Genomic DNA, 16,362 nt, shown 5'->3' with positions numbered 1-16,362 from the left:
TTCAAAACTGTTCTGAGAATTTTATATTAGATTTTTCATGGTTTCTCAGCTGAAATAACGTCGTAGCTAACTAACTTACTTACTCATATTAGCCATGATAATCCGCACCCGGCGCCCGGCACGCCCTCCGCACCCGTTGCCGGGCCGAAGCGTTACCCAGCGGTAGCCCGGGCCACCCCCGTCCTGCGCCCACCACGCGGCTCATCCGTGCCTGCCGGGTGCCGGTCAACGGGTCATGCCGGTGTTAAGCGCAACGGGGTGGCTGCGCGCGGACAAAAAAAAGCGGGAGCCTGTCGGCCCCCGCCAGGGTGTCACGCCATGGCTGGATTACATGTTCGCGATGATAGCGTCACCGAACTCAGAACATTTCAGCAGTTTCGCACCGTCCATCAGACGCTCGAAGTCATAGGTCACGGTCTTGTTCGCGATGGCACCTTCCATGCCTTTCACGATCAGATCGGCCGCTTCAAACCACTGCATGTGGCGCAGCATCATCTCGGCGGAGAGGATAACTGACCCCGGGTTCACTTTATCCTGACCGGCATATTTCGGTGCGGTACCGTGGGTCGCTTCAAACAGCGCGCACTCATCACCGATATTCGCGCCCGGCGCAATCCCAATGCCGCCCACCTGCGCGGCCAGCGCGTCAGAAATGTAGTCACCGTTAAGGTTCATACAGGCAATCACATCGTATTCGGCCGGACGCAGCAGGATCTGCTGCAGGAACGCATCGGCAATCACGTCTTTAATGACGATCGCTTTACCGGTGTTCGGGTTGGTGATGGTCATCCACGGGCCGCCGTCGATCAGCTGGCCGCCGAACTCTTCTTTCGCCAGCGCGTAGCCCCAGTCTTTAAAGGCACCTTCGGTGAACTTCATGATGTTGCCTTTGTGCACCAGAGTGACCGAGTCGCGATCGTTGGTGATCGCGTACTCAATGGCCGCGCGCACCAGGCGCTTGGTGCCTTCTTCCGAACAAGGCTTGATGCCAATACCGCAGTGCTCCGGGAAGCGAATTTTCTTCACGCCCATTTCATCACGCAGGAAGGCGATCACTTTATTCGCTTCGGCACTGTCCGCTTTCCACTCGATACCGGCATAGATATCTTCAGAGTTCTCACGGAAAATCACCATGTCGGTGTCTTCCGGGCGTTTCACCGGACTTGGCGTGCCGGCGTAGTAACGTACCGGACGCAGACAGACGTAAAGATCCAGCTCCTGGCGCAGAGCCACGTTAAGAGAGCGAATACCGCCACCGACGGGCGTGGTCAGCGGGCCTTTGATGGCCACGCGGTACTCTTTAATCAGATCGAGGGTTTCTTGCGGCAGCCACACGTCCGGGCCATACAGCTCAACGGACTTCTCACCGGTGTAAATCTCCATCCAGGAAATTTTACGCTCGCCGTTGTAGGCTTTTTGCACGGCGGCATCGACCACTTTTAACATCACGGGAGACACGTCGACGCCAATGCCGTCACCTTCGATGTAAGGGATGACCGGATGGTTGGGTACGTGGAGTTTCCCTTCGTTCAGGGTGATTTTCTGACCTTCCGCCGGAACAACTACTTTGCTTTCCATTAACCTCTCCTTCGAGCGCTTTTTTGTTAATGATTTGTAAGATGCGCGACAATACTACTTGAATATTACTGCCGCGCCAATTACCAACGATACGCAGCCCGGCCACCGAATGGCCTGCGCGCACGGGTTGCGCAGTTTTTCGCCCGTCAACGCGCTGCCCGCTGCGCCGCGGCGTCCATCGCGCGATACAGTCCCGGGCATGATGGGTATAATGCGCCGATTGTTTCAGAGTGCAAAGATCATGCAAAAAAAATCCGTTTCTTCTCACCGCGTTAAACGCCCGCGTCCCGCCAAGTCCGCCGCCCATAAAGGCCCGCGGCGGGTGGTGTTGTTTAACAAACCTTTTGATGTCCTGCCGCAGTTTAGCGACGAAGCCGGGCGGCGCACGCTGAAAGCTTTTGTGCCGTTCAGCGGCATCTATCCCGCCGGTCGCCTCGATCGCGACAGCGAGGGCCTGATGGTGCTGACCAACGATGGTGCCCTGCAGGCCAGCCTGACCCAGCCCGGTAAGCGCACCGGCAAAATCTACTATGTGCAGGTGGAGGGGCTGCCAGATGACGCGGCGCTGGCGGCCCTGCGCCGCGGGGTGACGCTAAATGACGGTCCCACCCTGCCCGCCGGGGTCGAGCGGGTGGAGGAGCCGGCGTGGCTGTGGCCGCGACAGCCGCCGATTCGCGAACGCAAAAACATTCCCGTACAGTGGCTCAAGATCACTCTGTATGAGGGACGTAACCGTCAGGTGCGGCGGATGACCGCCCACGTTGGTCATCCCACGCTGCGCCTGATCCGCTATGCGATGGGAGGCTGGACGCTGGACGGCCTGGCGAACGGCACCTGGCGAGACATAACCGAAGCGTAACCGGAGAGCGAACGATGTTTACACCGCACGTTACCGTGGCCTGCGTGGTGCAGGCCGAAGGCCATTTTTTAGTCGTTGAAGAGTGGGTGAATGACCGTCTGACCTGGAATCAGCCGGCTGGCCATCTGGAAGCGGACGAAACCCTGCTGCACGCTGCCCAACGCGAGCTACGCGAAGAGACCGGCCTTGACGCCGTCCCGCAGAGCCTGCTGCAGATCCATCAGTGGATCGCGCCGGACCGCACGCCCTTTATCCGCTTTCTCTTCGCGCTGGATCTGCCGGCGCGCTGCACCACCGCCCCGCAGGATCCCGATATCAGCGGCTGTCACTGGGTGCGCCCCGGGCAGGTGTTTGCCGCCGATAACCTGCGTTCGCCGCTGGTGGCCGAGAGCCTGCGCCGCTATCAGCAGCCTGAGCGCTTTCCGCTGGCGCTGCTGAGCGCATTCAACTGGCCTTTCGGTGATGCGCCACCGTCCGGCGCGTGCTAGACTATGCCGCCTGATTTTTCCGGGGCCGCGATGCGCACGGCTCCCACAAGCGAGTAGCTCCTCATGAACGCTGATAACAGCCAGAAAAAAGTGATCGTCGGCATGTCCGGCGGCGTTGACTCCTCCGTTTCCGCCTGGTTACTGCTCCAGCAGGGCTACCAGGTTGAAGGCCTGTTTATGAAAAACTGGGAAGAGGATGACGGTGAGGAGTACTGCACGGCCGCCACTGATTTGGCCGATGCGCAGGCGGTGTGCGATAAGCTGGGCATCCCGCTGCACACCATCAACTTTGCCGCCGAATACTGGGATAACGTCTTCGAGCACTTCCTGGCAGAATACCAGGCCGGACGCACGCCGAATCCCGATATTCTCTGCAACAAAGAGATTAAATTTAAGGCGTTTCTTGAATTCGCCGCCGAAGACCTCGGCGCGGACTACATTGCCACCGGACACTATGTGCGTCGCCACGACGTCGACGGCATCAGCCGCTTGTGTCGCGGGCGCGACGGCAACAAAGACCAGAGCTATTTTCTCTATACCCTCAGCCACCAGCAGGTGGCGCAGAGCCTGTTCCCGGTCGGCGAGCTGGAAAAACCGGAAGTTCGCCGCATTGCTGAACAGCTGGAGCTGGTGACCGCCAGGAAAAAAGACTCCACCGGCATCTGCTTTATCGGCGAGCGTAAGTTCCGCGACTTCCTCGGCCGCTACCTGCCGGCGCAGCCAGGTCCGATTCTCAGCGTGGATGGCCAGCCGCTCGGCGAGCATCAGGGGCTGATGTATCACACCCTTGGCCAGCGCAAAGGACTGGGCATCGGCGGCCTGAAAGCGGGCAGCGATGAGCCGTGGTACGTGGTCGACAAAGACGTGGACAACAATACGCTGATCGTTGCTCAGGGCGGTGAACACCCGCGCCTGATGTCCGTGGGCCTGATTGCCCAGCAGCTGCACTGGGTCGATCGTCAGGCACTGAGCGTCCCGCTGCGCTGCACGGTGAAAACCCGCTATCGCCAGCAGGATATTCCCTGTCTGGTCACGCCGCTCGACGATACGCGCATTACGGTGCGCTTTGACGAGCCGGTGGCGGCCGTCACCCCCGGCCAGTCCGCGGTGTTTTATCTCGATGACGTCTGTCTTGGTGGCGGCATTATCGAATCCCGTTTGCCGTTAGTCTAGCCGTCGCGTCGGGCATCCGGCCCGGCGCCTGCTCAGGAGTTGATGTGGCTAAAAACGATTACGACATTACCCTGGCGCTGGCGGGCATCTGCCAGTCGGCGCATCTGGTTCAGCAACTGGCACACCAGGGCCACTGCGACAGCGCCCTGCTGCGGGTGGCTTATCAGAGCCTGATCGATCGCAACCCCGACTCGACGCTGGCGGTGTTTGGCCATGACGAGCACCACCTGCGCTTCGGTTTGGAGACCCTGATTGCCATTCTGCACAGCAACAGCCGCCAGGGCGCCGGTGCGGAGATCACCCGCTATACCCTGAGCATGATCATGCTTGAGCGCAAACTGAGTAAACATTCGCAGGCCGGTGAGACACTGGCGCAGCGCATCACGCAGCTGGACCGCCAGCTGGCGCACTACGCGCTGGACTCAGAGCCGCTGATTGGCGCGATGGCCAGCATTTACGTCGACGTGATAAGCCCGCTCGGTCCGCGCATCCAGGTGACCGGCTCCCCTGCCGTGCTGCAAAACAGCCAGATTCAAAGTAAAGTGCGCGCCACTCTGCTGGCCGGGATCCGCGCTGCGGTGCTGTGGAAACAGGTCGGCGGCAGCCGCTGGCAGCTGATGTTTTCCCGCACGCGCCTGGTTAACCAGGCAAAACACATTCTCGCTAATCTCTCAACGCCCCAGGAGTAAGACCCATGGAATTATCCTCTCTGACCGCCGTCTCCCCCGTCGATGGTCGCTATGGCGACAAAGTCAGCCCGCTGCGCGCCATTTTCAGCGAATACGGCCTGCTGAAGTTCCGCGTCGAGGTCGAGGTTCGCTGGCTGCAGCAGCTGGCCGACTGCGCAGAGATCGCGGAGGTTCCTGCATTTGATGCTGACGCAAACGCTTTCCTTGATGCCATTGTTCGCGATTTTGACGAAGAAGACGCCGCGCGCATTAAGACCATTGAGCGCACCACTAACCATGATGTGAAGGCGGTCGAGTATTTCCTGAAAGAGAAAGTGGCGGCGGTGCCGGCGCTGCACGCAGTGTCTGAATTTATCCACTTCGCCTGCACGTCTGAGGACATCAATAACCTCTCCCATGCGCTGATGCTGGAGACTGCCCGTCGCGAAGTGATCCTGCCCTACTGGCGTCAGCTGATTGACGCGGTACAGGCGCTGGCCACCGAGTACCGCGATATCCCGCTGCTGTCGCGCACCCACGGTCAGCCGGCCACCCCCTCCACCCTGGGTAAAGAGATGGCCAACGTCGCCTACCGCCTGTCGCGTCAGCTGCGTCAGCTGGAGCGCATTGAAGTCATGGGTAAAATTAACGGCGCGGTCGGTAACTATAACGCTCACCTCGCGGCCTATCCGGAAGTCGACTGGCACCGGCTGAGCGAGCGCTTTGTGACCTCTCTGGGGATCACCTGGAACCCCTACACCACCCAGATCGAACCGCATGACTACATTGCCGAGCTGTTTGACTGCATGGCCCGCTTTAACACGATCCTTATCGATTTCGACCGCGATATCTGGGGCTACATCGCGCTGAACCACTTCAAGCAGAAGACCGTCGCCGGTGAAATTGGCTCCTCGACCATGCCGCACAAAGTGAATCCGATTGACTTTGAAAACTCCGAGGGCAACCTCGGCCTGGCTAACGCCGTGATGCAGCATCTGGCCAGTAAGCTGCCGGTATCGCGCTGGCAGCGGGATCTGACCGACTCCACGGTGCTGCGTAATCTCGGCGTCGGCGTCGGCTACGCGCTGATCGCTTATCAGGCGACCCTGAAAGGCATCGCCAAGCTGGAAGTGAATCGCGACCGACTGCTGGCCGAGCTGGATCAAAACTGGGAAGTGCTGGCCGAACCCATCCAGACGGTAATGCGTCGCTACGGTATTGAAAAGCCGTATGAAAAGCTGAAAGAGCTCACGCGCGGTAAGCGCGTGGACGCCGCCGGGATGACGGCCTTTATCGACGGTCTGGCGCTGCCGGAAGCGGAAAAAACCCGCCTGAAGCAGATGACGCCGGCCAATTATCTCGGCCGCGCCGTGCAGATGGTGGATGACCTGAAGTAATGTTGCTTGCAGGCCGCCCCATCGGCCTGCATTCATTCACTCCCCGTTTACACATTTTTTTATATACTGCTGTCATTATATCGATGAACCGGCAACCGCCGATGATCAGAAGGAAGTCGCGATGCGCGTCCTGGTAGTTGAAGATAATGTGTTGTTGCGCCACCACCTGGCGGTCCAGCTGCGTGAAATGGGACATCAGGTAGATGCCGCCGAGGGGGCCAAAGAGGCCGACTATTTCCTGCATGAGCACCTGCCCGACGTGGCGCTGGTCGATCTTGGCCTGCCGGACGAGGACGGGATGTCGCTGATCCGCCGCTGGCGCGGCGAGCAGGTGAAACAGCCCATTCTGGTACTCACCGCGCGAGAAGGCTGGCAGGCGAAGGTGGAAGCGCTGGAGGCCGGCGCCGATGACTATGTCACCAAGCCCTTCCATATCGAAGAAGTGGCGGCACGCCTGCAGGCGCTGATGCGCCGCAACAGCGGTCTCGCCTCGCAGGTCGTCAGCCTGCCACCGTTTCAGATCGATCTCTCGCGCCGCGAGCTGATGATCAATGACGTGCCGATCAAACTGACCGCGTTTGAGTACACCATCATTGAAATGCTGCTGCGCAACGCCGGCAAAGTGGTGAGCAAGGATGCGCTGATGCTGCAGCTCTATCCCGACGCCGAGCTGCGCGAAAGTCACACCATCGACGTACTGATGGGTCGCCTGCGCAAAAAAATACAGGCTGAACACCCGCGTGAGGTAATCACCACCGTGCGCGGACAGGGTTACCGGTTTGATTTAGCATGATCGGACGACGTCGCGCTCCCCGCCGCCCCTTCTCCCTCCGGGCGCGCTTTCTGCTGGCGACCTCCGCGGTGATCCTGGTGATGTCGCTGGCATATGGCATGGTGGCGGTAATTGGCTACATGGTCAGCTTCGACAAAAATACCTTTCGGGAAATGCGCGGCGAGAGCAATCTGTTTTTCACCCTTGCGCAGTGGCACGATCATCGCCTCTCCATTGCCCTGCCGGATCGGATGAGCCTGAACTTTCCGACGCTGGTGTTTATTTATGATGATAAGGGGCGCCTGCTGTGGCAGCTGCGCGACGTGCCGGAACTGCGGGAAAAAATTCGCCCGCAGTGGCTGAAGAAATCTGATTTTTACGAAATTGACACCACCAGTCGCATCAGCAGCCTGGTGATGAACAATAATCCGGCGGGGCTGGATAAGCTACGCGACTATGACAGCAACGGCGACGACACCTTCACCCACTCGGTGGCGGTTAACCGCTACGATGCCACCCCGACCCTGCCGGCACTGACCATTGTGGTGGTCGATTCCATTCCGCAGGAGCTCCAGCATTCCGATGTAGTCTGGTCATGGTTCAGCTACGTGCTGCTGCTCAATTTGCTGCTGGTGGTACCGCTGCTGTGGCTGGCGGCCCACTGGAGCCTGCGGCCAATTGGATCGCTGGCCGGTCAGGTGCGCGAGCTGGAGCAGGGTCAGCGCGAAGCGCTGGATGATTGCACGCCGCAGGAGCTGAAAAGCCTGGTGCGCAACCTGAATCTGCTGCTGGATAGCGAACGTCAGCGGCTGCAGCGCTATCGCACCACCCTGTCCGATCTGACCCACAGCCTGAAAACCCCGTTGGCGGTGCTGCAAAGCACGCTGCGCTCGCTGCGCAGCGGCAAATCGCTGACGCTGGAGCAGGCGGAACCGGTGATGCTGGAGCAAATCAGTCGGATTTCGCAGCAGACCGGCTACTATCTGCATCGCGCCAGCATGCAGGCCGAGCACTTTTCGCTAAAGCGCGATATCCATTCGGTACCGGCACTGCTCGACAGCCTCTGTTCGGCACTGAACAAAGTCTACCAGCGCAAAGGCGTCTCTCTGTCGCTGGACGTCTCACCCGAGGTCACCTTTTTGGGCGATCAGAACGACTTTATGGAAGTAATGGGTAACGTGCTGGATAACGCCTGCAAATATTGCCTGGAATTTGTCGAAATCAGTCTGCTGCAGGGTGAGGATCGGCTGACGCTGATCGTCGATGATGATGGCCCCGGGATTCCGGTCAGCAAGCGGGACGTGATTTTTCAACGCGGGCAGCGCGCGGACACCCTGCGCCCCGGACAGGGCATCGGCCTGTCGGTTGTGCGGGACATTCTTGAGCAATATCACGGCGGAGTGAAAATCAGCGACAGCCCGCTGGGCGGTGCGCGGATGGAAGTCACTTTCCACCTGCAGCAGTTTGAGCATAAGCCTGGGTGAAAAGGCCGCCGGGCTGGTATAATTAGCCTCTTTTCCCCTCTCTCCAGGACTGAGTATGGATTATCAGCTCGACCTCAACTGGCCAGAATTTATTGAAAAATACTGGCAAAAACGCCCGGTGCTGCTGAAGCGCGGGTTTACCCACTTTATTGATCCCCTGTCACCGGACGAGCTGGCGGGCCTGGCGATGGAGAACGAAGTCGACAGCCGGCTGGTCAGCCACGACAGCGGCAACTGGCAGGTGCGTCACGGCCCCTTCACCGACTACGATCACCTTGGCGATCACAACTGGTCGCTGCTGGTGCAGGCGGTTAATCACTGGCATGCGCCGTCAGCAGCGCTGATGCAGCCGTTCCGCGGCCTGCCAGACTGGCGTACCGACGATCTGATGGTGTCGTTTTCGGTGCCCGGCGGCGGCGTTGGGCCACACCTGGACCAGTACGACGTCTTTATCATCCAGGGCGCCGGGCGGCGCCGCTGGCGGGTGGGCGATAAGGTGCCAATGCAGCAGCACTGCCCGCATCCGGATCTGCTTCAGGTCGCACCCTTTGACGCGATCATTGATGAAGAGACCGAGGCCGGCGATATTCTCTACATTCCGCCCGGTTTCCCGCACGAAGGTTTCTCGCTGGAAAGTTCGCTCAACTACTCGGTAGGTTTCCGCGCGCCCAGCGGCCGTGAGCTACTGAGCAGCTTTGCCGATTACGTGCTGGCCAACGAGCTGGGCGGACAGCGCTACAGCGATCCGCAGGTCGCTACCCGGCGGGATCCGTCGCAGATTTTGCCGGCGGAGCTGGATGGCATTCGCCAGATGATGCTGGATCTGGTTAATCAGCCGGCGCATTTTGGTCCGTGGTTTGGCGAGTTTATTTCCCAGTCGCGCCACGAGCTGGATATCGCACCGCCGGAGCCGCCCTATCAGCCGGACGAGGTGTATGATCTGCTGAGCCAGGGCGAGCCGCTGCGCCGCCTGGGCGGGCTGCGCGTGGTGACGCTGGGTGACGCGGTGTATGTGAACGGCGAATCCTTCACCTCGGCGCATCCCCAGGCGCTACACGCCCTGGCCAACAAGCTCACCCTCCGCGGTGAGGACTTTGCCGGTGCGCTGGACGACCCCTCCTTCCTTGCCCAGCTGGCCGCGCTGATCAACAGCGGCTACTGGTATCTGGACGACGAAGCCTGACGCCCCTGATGCCGCGCGGCACCCGCCGCGCGGCTTCTTCATGCCGGGATCGCTACCCCCGCCTGCTGTAGCACCTGCTGGCGCAGGGCGTTAAACGCCTCCAGTACCGCCTCGACGCTGAGCAGCCTGACGTCACGGGTTGGCCCCTCGACCACCCGATGCGGCACCTGCCACGGCCCCCAAAAATGCGCTTCACTGTTGCCAAACAGCGCCACCGTCGGGACGCCGACGCCGGCAGCAACGTGCAGCGCGCCGCCGTCGCTGGTCAGTATCTGGTCGCAAAACGACATTGCCGCCATCAACTCACGCAGCTGGTGCGTCACCACCGGCGCGATGGGCAGTCCGGCGCAGGCGGCAAGCAGTTCGGCCGCTTTATCGTCATCACCAGGATGCCGCGGATTGTTGGCATCGCCGGGCGACCAGAACAGCAGCAGCTGGCAGTGCTCCTGCTGAACCAGCCGGCGGGCCAGCTCGGCAAACTTTTCCACCTGCCAGCGCTGCGGCGCCTTACGCGCGCTGATTTGCAGGCCGTAGACCGGCAGCCCCTCTTTCAGCGCCAGCCGCTGACGCATGGCGGCAATTTCATCATCACCCAGGTAGAGCGCCAGCGGCCCCGGCGGTGTCTCCGGCAGGCCCAGTGGTGCGGTCAGCCGCGCCAGCCGCTGAACGATATGCTCGGGCTCGCGCCCCGGCGAGACCGGATCGGTGATCGCCGCCGGCATCTGTTCACCCAGCGCAATAATACGCCGGGCGCCGGCGAGCTTTGCCCACTGCAGCGGTCGCTTATCCCACTGCTCCCGGGCAATAATCGCCACGTCATAGCGCGCCCGACGCAGTGCCAGAATGGTTTTTAACCGCTGCCAGAGGACCGACAGCGCGGACTGCCCGGGCTGGCGATGGTGTAACTTGCTGTAAAGGTGGAGCTGCCCGACGTCAGGGTTGCCGTGCAGGACCGCCTGATTGTAACTGTTGACCAACAGATCGACCGGCGCGTTATACGCTTGTGCAAGCGAGGCGATCAGCGGCGTGGTGAGGATCAGATCCCCGATGTTATCGCGGCGTATCAGGAGTATTTTCATTTTTAAAGGCTTATTGTTGTGCGGCTATCATCACGATGACTATCATTTCATGATTACTAGTTCTAGTAAAACTAACGATTAGAACCGCTTGCCTTTACGGAGTTCCCTTTATCGGCGCATCGCCCTCATTTTTCAGATAATTCAGCGACCATCGGCCCGGCTCAGGCCTGCTCGGGTGCGGGCGCCGGGCCGCACAACCGCCGGGCGCGGGTCAGCCGGGGCGTATTCAGGAGGGCATAGCGCGCGCGGACGCGGTAAAGAGCGCGCGCCACCGCGCGGGTGCGGGCGCCGGGCCGTACAACCGCCGGGCGCGGGTCAGCCGGGGCGTATTCAGGAGGGCATAACGCGCGCGGACGCGGTAAAGACCGCGCGCCACCGCGCGGGTGCGGGCGCCGGGCCGTACAACCGCCGGGCGCGGGTCAGCCGGGGCGTATTCAGGAGGGCATAGTGCGCGCGGACGCGGTAAAGACCGCGCGCTACGGCGCGGGTGCAGGCGTCGGGCCGCACAACCGCCGGGCGCGGGTCAGCCGGGGCGTATTCAGGAGGGCATAGCGCGCAGACGCGGTAAAGACCGAGCGCTACGGCGCGGGTGCAGGCGTCGGGCCGCACAACCGCCGGGCGCGGGTCAGCCGGGGCGTATTCAGGAGGGCATAACGCGCGCGGACGCGGTAAAGACCGAGCGCCACGGCGTCGCGGGACGGATGAAGACGGCGGTGGGGGCTGTTGGTCACAACAGCCGCGGCGCCCCCGCTCAGGGGCGCGTCGGGAGCTAGTTGCGCAGGCGCTGTAAAAAACCGGCTACCCACTGCGGCACCACCTCGCTCGCAGGACCGTAGTGCGCCTCAGCAAACTCGCTGCCGACCTGGCTGGGTTCGAGGTTTAGCTCAAGGGTATGCGCGCCGTTCAGGCGGGCTTCGTGGACGAACCCCGCCGCCGGATAGACGTGGCCGGAGGTGCCGATGGCCACAAAGTAGTCGGCTTCCTGCAGGGCGGCATAAATCTCCTCCATACCGAGGGGCATTTCACCAAACCACACCACGTGCGGACGCAGGCGGGATGGAAACTGGCAGCAGTGGCAGCGGTCACCGGGCTTCACGTCCTCCTGCCAGTGCAGGACCTGGCCGCTTTCGGCGCAGCGCACTTTTAACAGCTCACCGTGCATATGCAGCACCTGGCTGTTGCCGGCGCGCTCATGCAGGTTATCAATATTTTGCGTCACCAGCAGAAAGCGATCGCCCAGCGTGGCCTCCAGCTCGGCCAGCGCACGGTGCGCGGCGTTGGGCTGAATCTCAGGCTGCTGCAGCTGGCGGCGGCGAGCGTTGTAAAAGGCCTGCACCTTATCAGGATCGCGGGCAAAGCCCTCCGGCGTCGCCACCTCTTCAATCCGGTGCTCCTCCCACAGGCCATCGGCCGCGCGAAACGTCTTAATGCCCGACTCTGCGGAGATGCCCGCGCCGGTGAGGATCACCACCCGCGGCTGCGGGTGCAGCGCCAGTTCTACGCTACGGTCACGTTCAAAAATCCGCTGGCGAAGGCGCTGATGCAGCGATCGCTTGCTCTTCTTATAGCGTGCCAACCGTAATCCTCTGCGTCGTACTCGCATAACTCTCCTCAGGTATTTAGATGCAAAAACGCAGCACCGCGCATGCCTCCCGCATCGCCGTGTCGCGCAGGTTCAAATCGCGGCAGGCGAGCGGCCGGCAGCAGATGCGGCCGGACCCGTTCGCCCAATCCTTCGTACAATGCCGCACACTGCGACAGGCCTCCCCCCAGCACCACCAGGTGCGGATCAAACAGGGTGAGAAAATGCCCCAGGCAGACCGCCAGCAGCGCCCGATAGCGCGCGAGATGCTGGCGAGCCTGCGCGTCGCCCCGTTGAAAGCGGGCGACGATCGCCGGCGCGCTGAGCGCCTCCCCGGTTTGCTGCTGAAACAGCCAGGCGAAGCCCTCTCCGGAGAGCCAGGTCTCCACGCAGCCCAGCTGACCGCAGCCGCAGCGGCGCAGCGGCGTACCCTCGCCCACCGCCGCCAGCGCATCCACCGGCAGGCGCACGTGACCCAGCTCGCCGGCAATGTGGTTGCGCCCGGTCAGCGGCCGGCCATTGACCACCACGCCGCCGCCGACGCCGGTGCCCAGAATCAGGCCCAGTACCACCGGATAGTGGCGAAAGGCATCATCCCAGGCTTCCGACAGGGCAAAACAGTTGGCATCGTTGTCGATGCGCACCTCGCGCCCGAGGCGGGCGCTGAGGTCGGCCTGCAGTCGCTGCCCCTGCGCGGCCGGAATATTGGCGGTAAACAGCGTACCGTCGTCGGGTACCGGAAGCCCCGGCACGCCGACGCCGACGCTGCCGCGGCAGCCAAAGCGGCGATCGGCCTGCGCAGTAAGGTCGCAGAGCACCTGCAGCAAAGCCGCGTAGTCGTCGCGGGGGGTTGGCACCCGCGTCTGCCACTGCAGCTGGCGCCGCGCGTCGTATGCCCCCAGCGCAATTTTACTGCCGCCAATATCAAAACCGTAGTACATGGTCGCGCCTACTGCCCGCTCAGCACGCGCGCCGGATCCAGTCGGCTGGCGCGCCGCGCCGGATACCAGCTCGCCAGCAGGCTCAGCACCAGCGCCGTTCCCAGCACCGAGGCCACGTCCAGCCAGTGCAGCTCCGACGGCAGAAAATCAATAAAGTAGATATCGCCGGACAGCAGACGGTGGCCGGTTATCCGCTCAATACCGCGCATGATCGGCGTCAGATTCAGCGCCACCAGCACGCCGACCACCACGCCGCACAGGCTGCCCACCAGGCCGGCCATCAGTCCATACCAGATAAAGATGGCGCGGATCAGCCGGTCTTTGGCCCCCAGCGTGCGCAGAACGGCAATATCACTGCTTTTGTCTTTGACCGCCATCACCAGCGTCGAGACGATGTTGAAACAGGCGACGCCAATCACCAGAATCATCGCCAGGTACATGATAGCGCGAATCATCTGGATATCCCGATACATGTAGCCGTAGGTGCCAATCCAGCTTTTGACGTAGACCCAGGCCTGGCTGGCCTGGCCGGCGTCGCGCACTCGCGCATTCGCCTGAAACACATCGTCCATCTTCAGGGCAATCCCACTGACGTCATTGCCCATATCCAGGTACTGCTGCGCATCCTTGAGCGGCACCAGTGCGAGACTGTGATCGAGCATGCCGCTCAGCTGCAGAATACCGGCCACCTGCAGGCGAATGCGCTTCGGCTGCAGCAGGCGGTTATCGCCATCATTATTGGGGATCAGTACCGTCAGCCAGTCGCCGGTTTTTACGCCGAGCGACGTGGCGGCGCCCTGGCCGATAATGACCTGCTGTTTACCGGCGCTAAAGCGCGACCAGGCCTGATCTTTAACAAAGCGCGGCAGCGCGCTGAGCTTCAGTTCCTGCTGCGGATCGACGCCCTTCAACTGAATCGCCTGCAGTTTACTGCCGCTCTCCACGAGGCCGGTAAAGCTGATATAGGGCGCGGTAGCGGCGATGCCCGGCACGCGCGCGACGCGCTGCTGCACCGCCTGCCAGTCGGTAAACGGCGGCTTCACCGGTGAGATTTCGCCGTGCGGCACCACCGCCAGGATACGGTCGTTCAACTCGCGCTGAAAGCCGTTCATCGCGCTGAGGCCGATGATCAACACCGCCACGCCAAGGGCGATACCTACCGTGGAGATGACCGAAATCAGCGAGACCATTCCCCCGCGGCGGCGGCCGCGGCTGAAGCGCATCCCCAGCAGCAAGGATAACGGGGAGGTCATGGCAGCGCCTCCAGGGTCAGGCTGTCGTTCAGACGCCCGTCGCGCATCTCCCGCTGCTGCTTCAGGCGCTTCGCCAGGTGCAGGTCGTGGGTGACCACCAGAAAGGCGGTGCCCTGACGCACGTTCAGTTCGCCCAGCAGATCAAAGATGGCATCGGCATTGCGCGCATCCAGGTTGCCGGTGGGCTCATCGGCCAGCACCAGGCGCGGATTATTCACCAGCGCGCGGGCAATGGCCACCCGCTGACGCTCACCGCCGGAGAGCTCCGATGGCCGGTGGCTGGCCCGGTGCGCCAGCCCGACCGCCTGCAGCAGGGTCATCGCCTGCTCCTGCGCGATGCCTGGCGGCTGGCGGCCAATCATCAGCGGCATTGCCACGTTTTCCAGCGCGCTGAAGTCCGGCAGCAGGTGGTGAAACTGGTAAATAAAGCCCAGTTCGCGGTTGCGCAGATCGGCCTTCGCCGACGATGAAAGCCCGTTCAGCGACTGGCCGTTGAAAATGACCTCGCCGGAGGTGGGCGAATCCAGCCCACCCAGCAGGTGTAGCAGGGTGCTTTTGCCCGAGCCGGAGCTGCCAACAATCGCCATCATATCGCCCGGCGCCAGCGAGAAAGTGACATCGTGTAGCACGTCGGTCTGCACGCTGCCTTCCTGGTAGCTTTTACACAAATGGTGACACTGCAACAGCATAGAATTACTCATAACGTAAAGCCTCAGCGGGATGGACGGCGGCGGCCCGCCAGGAGGGATACAGGGTCGACAGCAGGGCCACCAGCATGGCGATGAGGGCGATTGCCGCGACCTGCAGCGGTTCAATGGCCACCGGCAGCGCCGCGCCGTCCAGCAGCGAACCAATGATCGGCATCAGGGTATTGAGCTGGCTGGCCAGCAGCACCCCAAGCAGCGCACCCAACAGCGCGCCGATAATTCCGGCGCTGGCACCCTGCACCATAAACACCAGCATGGTCTGCCGCCGGGTCAGCCCCTGCGTTTGCAGGATCGCCACTTCACCCTGCTTTTCCATTACCAGCAGGCCCAGCGAGGTGATAATGTTAAACGCGGCGACGGCCACGATCAGGCTAAGCAGCAGTCCCATCATGTTTTTCTCCATGCGCACGGCCTGGAACAGCTCACCTTTACGCTCGCGCCAGTCGGTCCACACCAGCCCGGCCGGCAGGGTCTGCTTGCTGAGCTGATCCACCGCCAGCGGCGCCTGTAGCCACAGGCGCCAGCCGGTAATGTTGCCTGCCGGATAGCGCATCAGCCGCGAGGCATCCTGCTGATTCACCAGAATCTGGTAACCATCAACCTCACTGTTAGCGGCAAAGGTGCCGGCCACGGTGAACAGGCGCTGGCTCGGCACCCGGCCCATCGGCGTAAACTGGCTGGCGGAGGGCACCATCAGGCGCAGGCTGTCGCCGCGTTTTACCCCTAACTGGGCGGCCAGCTGCTCGCCGAGGATCAGGTTGTATTTGCCCGGTTGCAGCACGCTTTGTGACGTGTTGATTAACCACGGCGTGAGCGGATCGGGTTCGTCGGGCTGCACGCCCAACATAACGCCAACGGCAATGTCGTGGCTGCTCTGCAATACCACCTCCCCGGTGGTCAGCGGCGCCACCCGCGTCACGCCCTGCAGGTTGAGGCTGGCGGCCGGCACCTGAGACGGATTAAGTGACCCCTTTTCACCGGTGATGACCGCCTGCGGCATCAGTCCCAAAATGCTGCCTTCCAGCTCCTGTTCAAAACCATTCATCACCGACAGTACGGTGACCAGCGCCATTACGCCAAGGGTAATGCCGATGGTGGACAGCCAGGAGACAAAGCGCCCAAAGCGGTCCGAGGCGCGCCCGCGCAGGTAGCGCAGGCCAATAAATAACGCAACGGGTTGATACATAGTCTCGTTCTT

The 16,362-nt window shown here is 61.8% G+C and carries 15 protein-coding genes; 8 read left to right on the top strand and 7 right to left on the bottom strand.

Translation table 11 applies throughout. The annotated features are described in order from the left end of the window. Positions 1-327: 327 nt before the first annotated feature. Positions 328-1,578, bottom strand: a complete 1,251-nt coding sequence (gene icd, locus BS626_RS03720; RefSeq protein WP_075181029.1) for an NADP-dependent isocitrate dehydrogenase — start codon at positions 1,576-1,578, stop codon at positions 328-330. A gap of 211 nt (positions 1,579-1,789) precedes the next feature. Between icd and rluE the strand changes: the two genes are divergently transcribed. The 8 genes from rluE to BS626_RS03680 all read left to right on the top strand — a co-directional run bounded on the left by rluE (position 1,790) and on the right by BS626_RS03680 (position 9,602). Further along, a complete protein-coding gene (gene rluE, locus BS626_RS03715; RefSeq protein ID WP_075181028.1) occupies positions 1,790-2,437 on the top strand; it encodes a 23S rRNA pseudouridine(2457) synthase RluE in 648 nt (215 codons plus the stop codon). A 14-nt stretch (positions 2,438-2,451) separates the two neighbouring features. Continuing rightward, entirely contained in the window at positions 2,452-2,925 is a 474-nt protein-coding gene (locus BS626_RS03710; RefSeq protein WP_075181027.1) for an NUDIX domain-containing protein, read from the top strand. A gap of 63 nt (positions 2,926-2,988) precedes the next feature. Further along, positions 2,989-4,098: a tRNA 2-thiouridine(34) synthase MnmA gene (gene mnmA, locus BS626_RS03705; RefSeq protein WP_075181026.1), complete on the top strand. Its 1,110-nt coding sequence runs from the start codon at positions 2,989-2,991 to the stop codon at positions 4,096-4,098. Between the two features lie 44 nt (positions 4,099-4,142). Further along, positions 4,143-4,787, top strand: coding sequence for a high frequency lysogenization protein HflD (gene hflD, locus BS626_RS03700; RefSeq protein ID WP_075181025.1), 645 nt, complete (start codon positions 4,143-4,145; stop codon positions 4,785-4,787). 5 nt (positions 4,788-4,792) lie between these two features. Beyond that, positions 4,793-6,163: an adenylosuccinate lyase gene (purB, locus tag BS626_RS03695; RefSeq protein ID WP_075181024.1), complete on the top strand. Its 1,371-nt coding sequence runs from the start codon at positions 4,793-4,795 to the stop codon at positions 6,161-6,163. Between the two features lie 121 nt (positions 6,164-6,284). Beyond that, complete coding sequence (phoP, locus tag BS626_RS03690; RefSeq protein WP_075181023.1) at positions 6,285-6,956, top strand: two-component system response regulator PhoP; 672 nt, start codon at positions 6,285-6,287, stop codon at positions 6,954-6,956. Further along, on the top strand, positions 6,953-8,419 hold the full coding sequence (gene phoQ / locus BS626_RS03685; protein WP_075181022.1) for a two-component system sensor histidine kinase PhoQ: 1,467 nt from the start codon (positions 6,953-6,955) through the stop codon (positions 8,417-8,419). The genes phoP and phoQ overlap by 4 nt, the downstream gene beginning before the upstream one ends. Positions 8,420-8,474: 55 nt before the next feature. Next, on the top strand, positions 8,475-9,602 hold the full coding sequence (locus BS626_RS03680) for a cupin domain-containing protein (protein WP_075181021.1): 1,128 nt from the start codon (positions 8,475-8,477) through the stop codon (positions 9,600-9,602). Between the two features lie 38 nt (positions 9,603-9,640). Here BS626_RS03680 and BS626_RS03675 read toward each other — a convergent pair whose 3' ends face one another. From BS626_RS03675 to lolC, 6 genes are all read right to left on the bottom strand, one after another. Continuing rightward, on the bottom strand, positions 9,641-10,681 hold the full coding sequence (locus tag BS626_RS03675; RefSeq protein ID WP_075181020.1) for a glycosyltransferase family 9 protein: 1,041 nt from the start codon (positions 10,679-10,681) through the stop codon (positions 9,641-9,643). A gap of 769 nt (positions 10,682-11,450) precedes the next feature. Then, positions 11,451-12,284 carry a Sir2 family NAD+-dependent deacetylase gene (gene cobB / locus BS626_RS03670; RefSeq protein ID WP_075181019.1) on the bottom strand — a complete coding sequence of 278 codons (834 nt, stop codon included), beginning with the start codon at positions 12,282-12,284 and terminating at the stop codon, positions 11,451-11,453. 8 nt (positions 12,285-12,292) lie between these two features. Further along, a complete protein-coding gene (gene nagK, locus BS626_RS03665; RefSeq protein WP_075181018.1) occupies positions 12,293-13,204 on the bottom strand; it encodes an N-acetylglucosamine kinase in 912 nt (303 codons plus the stop codon). A gap of 8 nt (positions 13,205-13,212) precedes the next feature. Next, a complete protein-coding gene (gene lolE / locus BS626_RS03660; protein ID WP_075181017.1) occupies positions 13,213-14,457 on the bottom strand; it encodes a lipoprotein-releasing ABC transporter permease subunit LolE in 1,245 nt (414 codons plus the stop codon). After that, positions 14,454-15,158: a lipoprotein-releasing ABC transporter ATP-binding protein LolD gene (lolD, locus tag BS626_RS03655; RefSeq protein ID WP_075181016.1), complete on the bottom strand. Its 705-nt coding sequence runs from the start codon at positions 15,156-15,158 to the stop codon at positions 14,454-14,456. The genes lolE and lolD overlap by 4 nt, the downstream gene beginning before the upstream one ends. After that, on the bottom strand, positions 15,151-16,350 hold the full coding sequence (gene lolC / locus BS626_RS03650) for a lipoprotein-releasing ABC transporter permease subunit LolC (protein ID WP_075181015.1): 1,200 nt from the start codon (positions 16,348-16,350) through the stop codon (positions 15,151-15,153). The genes lolD and lolC overlap by 8 nt, the downstream gene beginning before the upstream one ends. Between the last annotated feature and the right edge of the window lie 12 nt (positions 16,351-16,362).

The organism is Pantoea sp. 1.19, assembly GCF_001922585.1.
GTDB lineage: Bacteria > Pseudomonadota > Gammaproteobacteria > Enterobacterales > Enterobacteriaceae > 1-19.
The sequence above is the reverse complement of the archived record's forward strand: the minus strand, read 5'-3'. Positions and strand labels throughout refer to the sequence as shown.

Excerpts from the sequence above, each read along its gene's own strand:
- icd (WP_075181029.1), bottom strand. The coding sequence starts at position 1,578 with ATGGAAAGCAAAGTAGTTGTTCCGGCGGAAGGTCAGAAAATCACCCTG.
- BS626_RS03680 (WP_075181021.1), top strand. The coding sequence starts at position 8,475 with ATGGATTATCAGCTCGACCTCAACTGGCCAGAATTTATTGAAAAATAC.
- nagK (WP_075181018.1), bottom strand. The coding sequence starts at position 13,204 with ATGTACTACGGTTTTGATATTGGCGGCAGTAAAATTGCGCTGGGGGCA.
- BS626_RS03710 (WP_075181027.1), top strand. The coding sequence starts at position 2,452 with ATGTTTACACCGCACGTTACCGTGGCCTGCGTGGTGCAGGCCGAAGGC.
- phoQ (WP_075181022.1), top strand. The coding sequence starts at position 6,953 with ATGATCGGACGACGTCGCGCTCCCCGCCGCCCCTTCTCCCTCCGGGCG.
- mnmA (WP_075181026.1), top strand. The coding sequence starts at position 2,989 with ATGAACGCTGATAACAGCCAGAAAAAAGTGATCGTCGGCATGTCCGGC.
- lolD (WP_075181016.1), bottom strand. The coding sequence starts at position 15,158 with ATGAGTAATTCTATGCTGTTGCAGTGTCACCATTTGTGTAAAAGCTAC.
- lolC (WP_075181015.1), bottom strand. The coding sequence starts at position 16,350 with ATGTATCAACCCGTTGCGTTATTTATTGGCCTGCGCTACCTGCGCGGG.
- BS626_RS03675 (WP_075181020.1), bottom strand. The coding sequence starts at position 10,681 with ATGAAAATACTCCTGATACGCCGCGATAACATCGGGGATCTGATCCTC.
- phoP (WP_075181023.1), top strand. The coding sequence starts at position 6,285 with ATGCGCGTCCTGGTAGTTGAAGATAATGTGTTGTTGCGCCACCACCTG.
- lolE (WP_075181017.1), bottom strand. The coding sequence starts at position 14,457 with ATGACCTCCCCGTTATCCTTGCTGCTGGGGATGCGCTTCAGCCGCGGC.
- purB (WP_075181024.1), top strand. The coding sequence starts at position 4,793 with ATGGAATTATCCTCTCTGACCGCCGTCTCCCCCGTCGATGGTCGCTAT.
- rluE (WP_075181028.1), top strand. The coding sequence starts at position 1,790 with ATGCGCCGATTGTTTCAGAGTGCAAAGATCATGCAAAAAAAATCCGTT.
- cobB (WP_075181019.1), bottom strand. The coding sequence starts at position 12,284 with ATGCGAGTACGACGCAGAGGATTACGGTTGGCACGCTATAAGAAGAGC.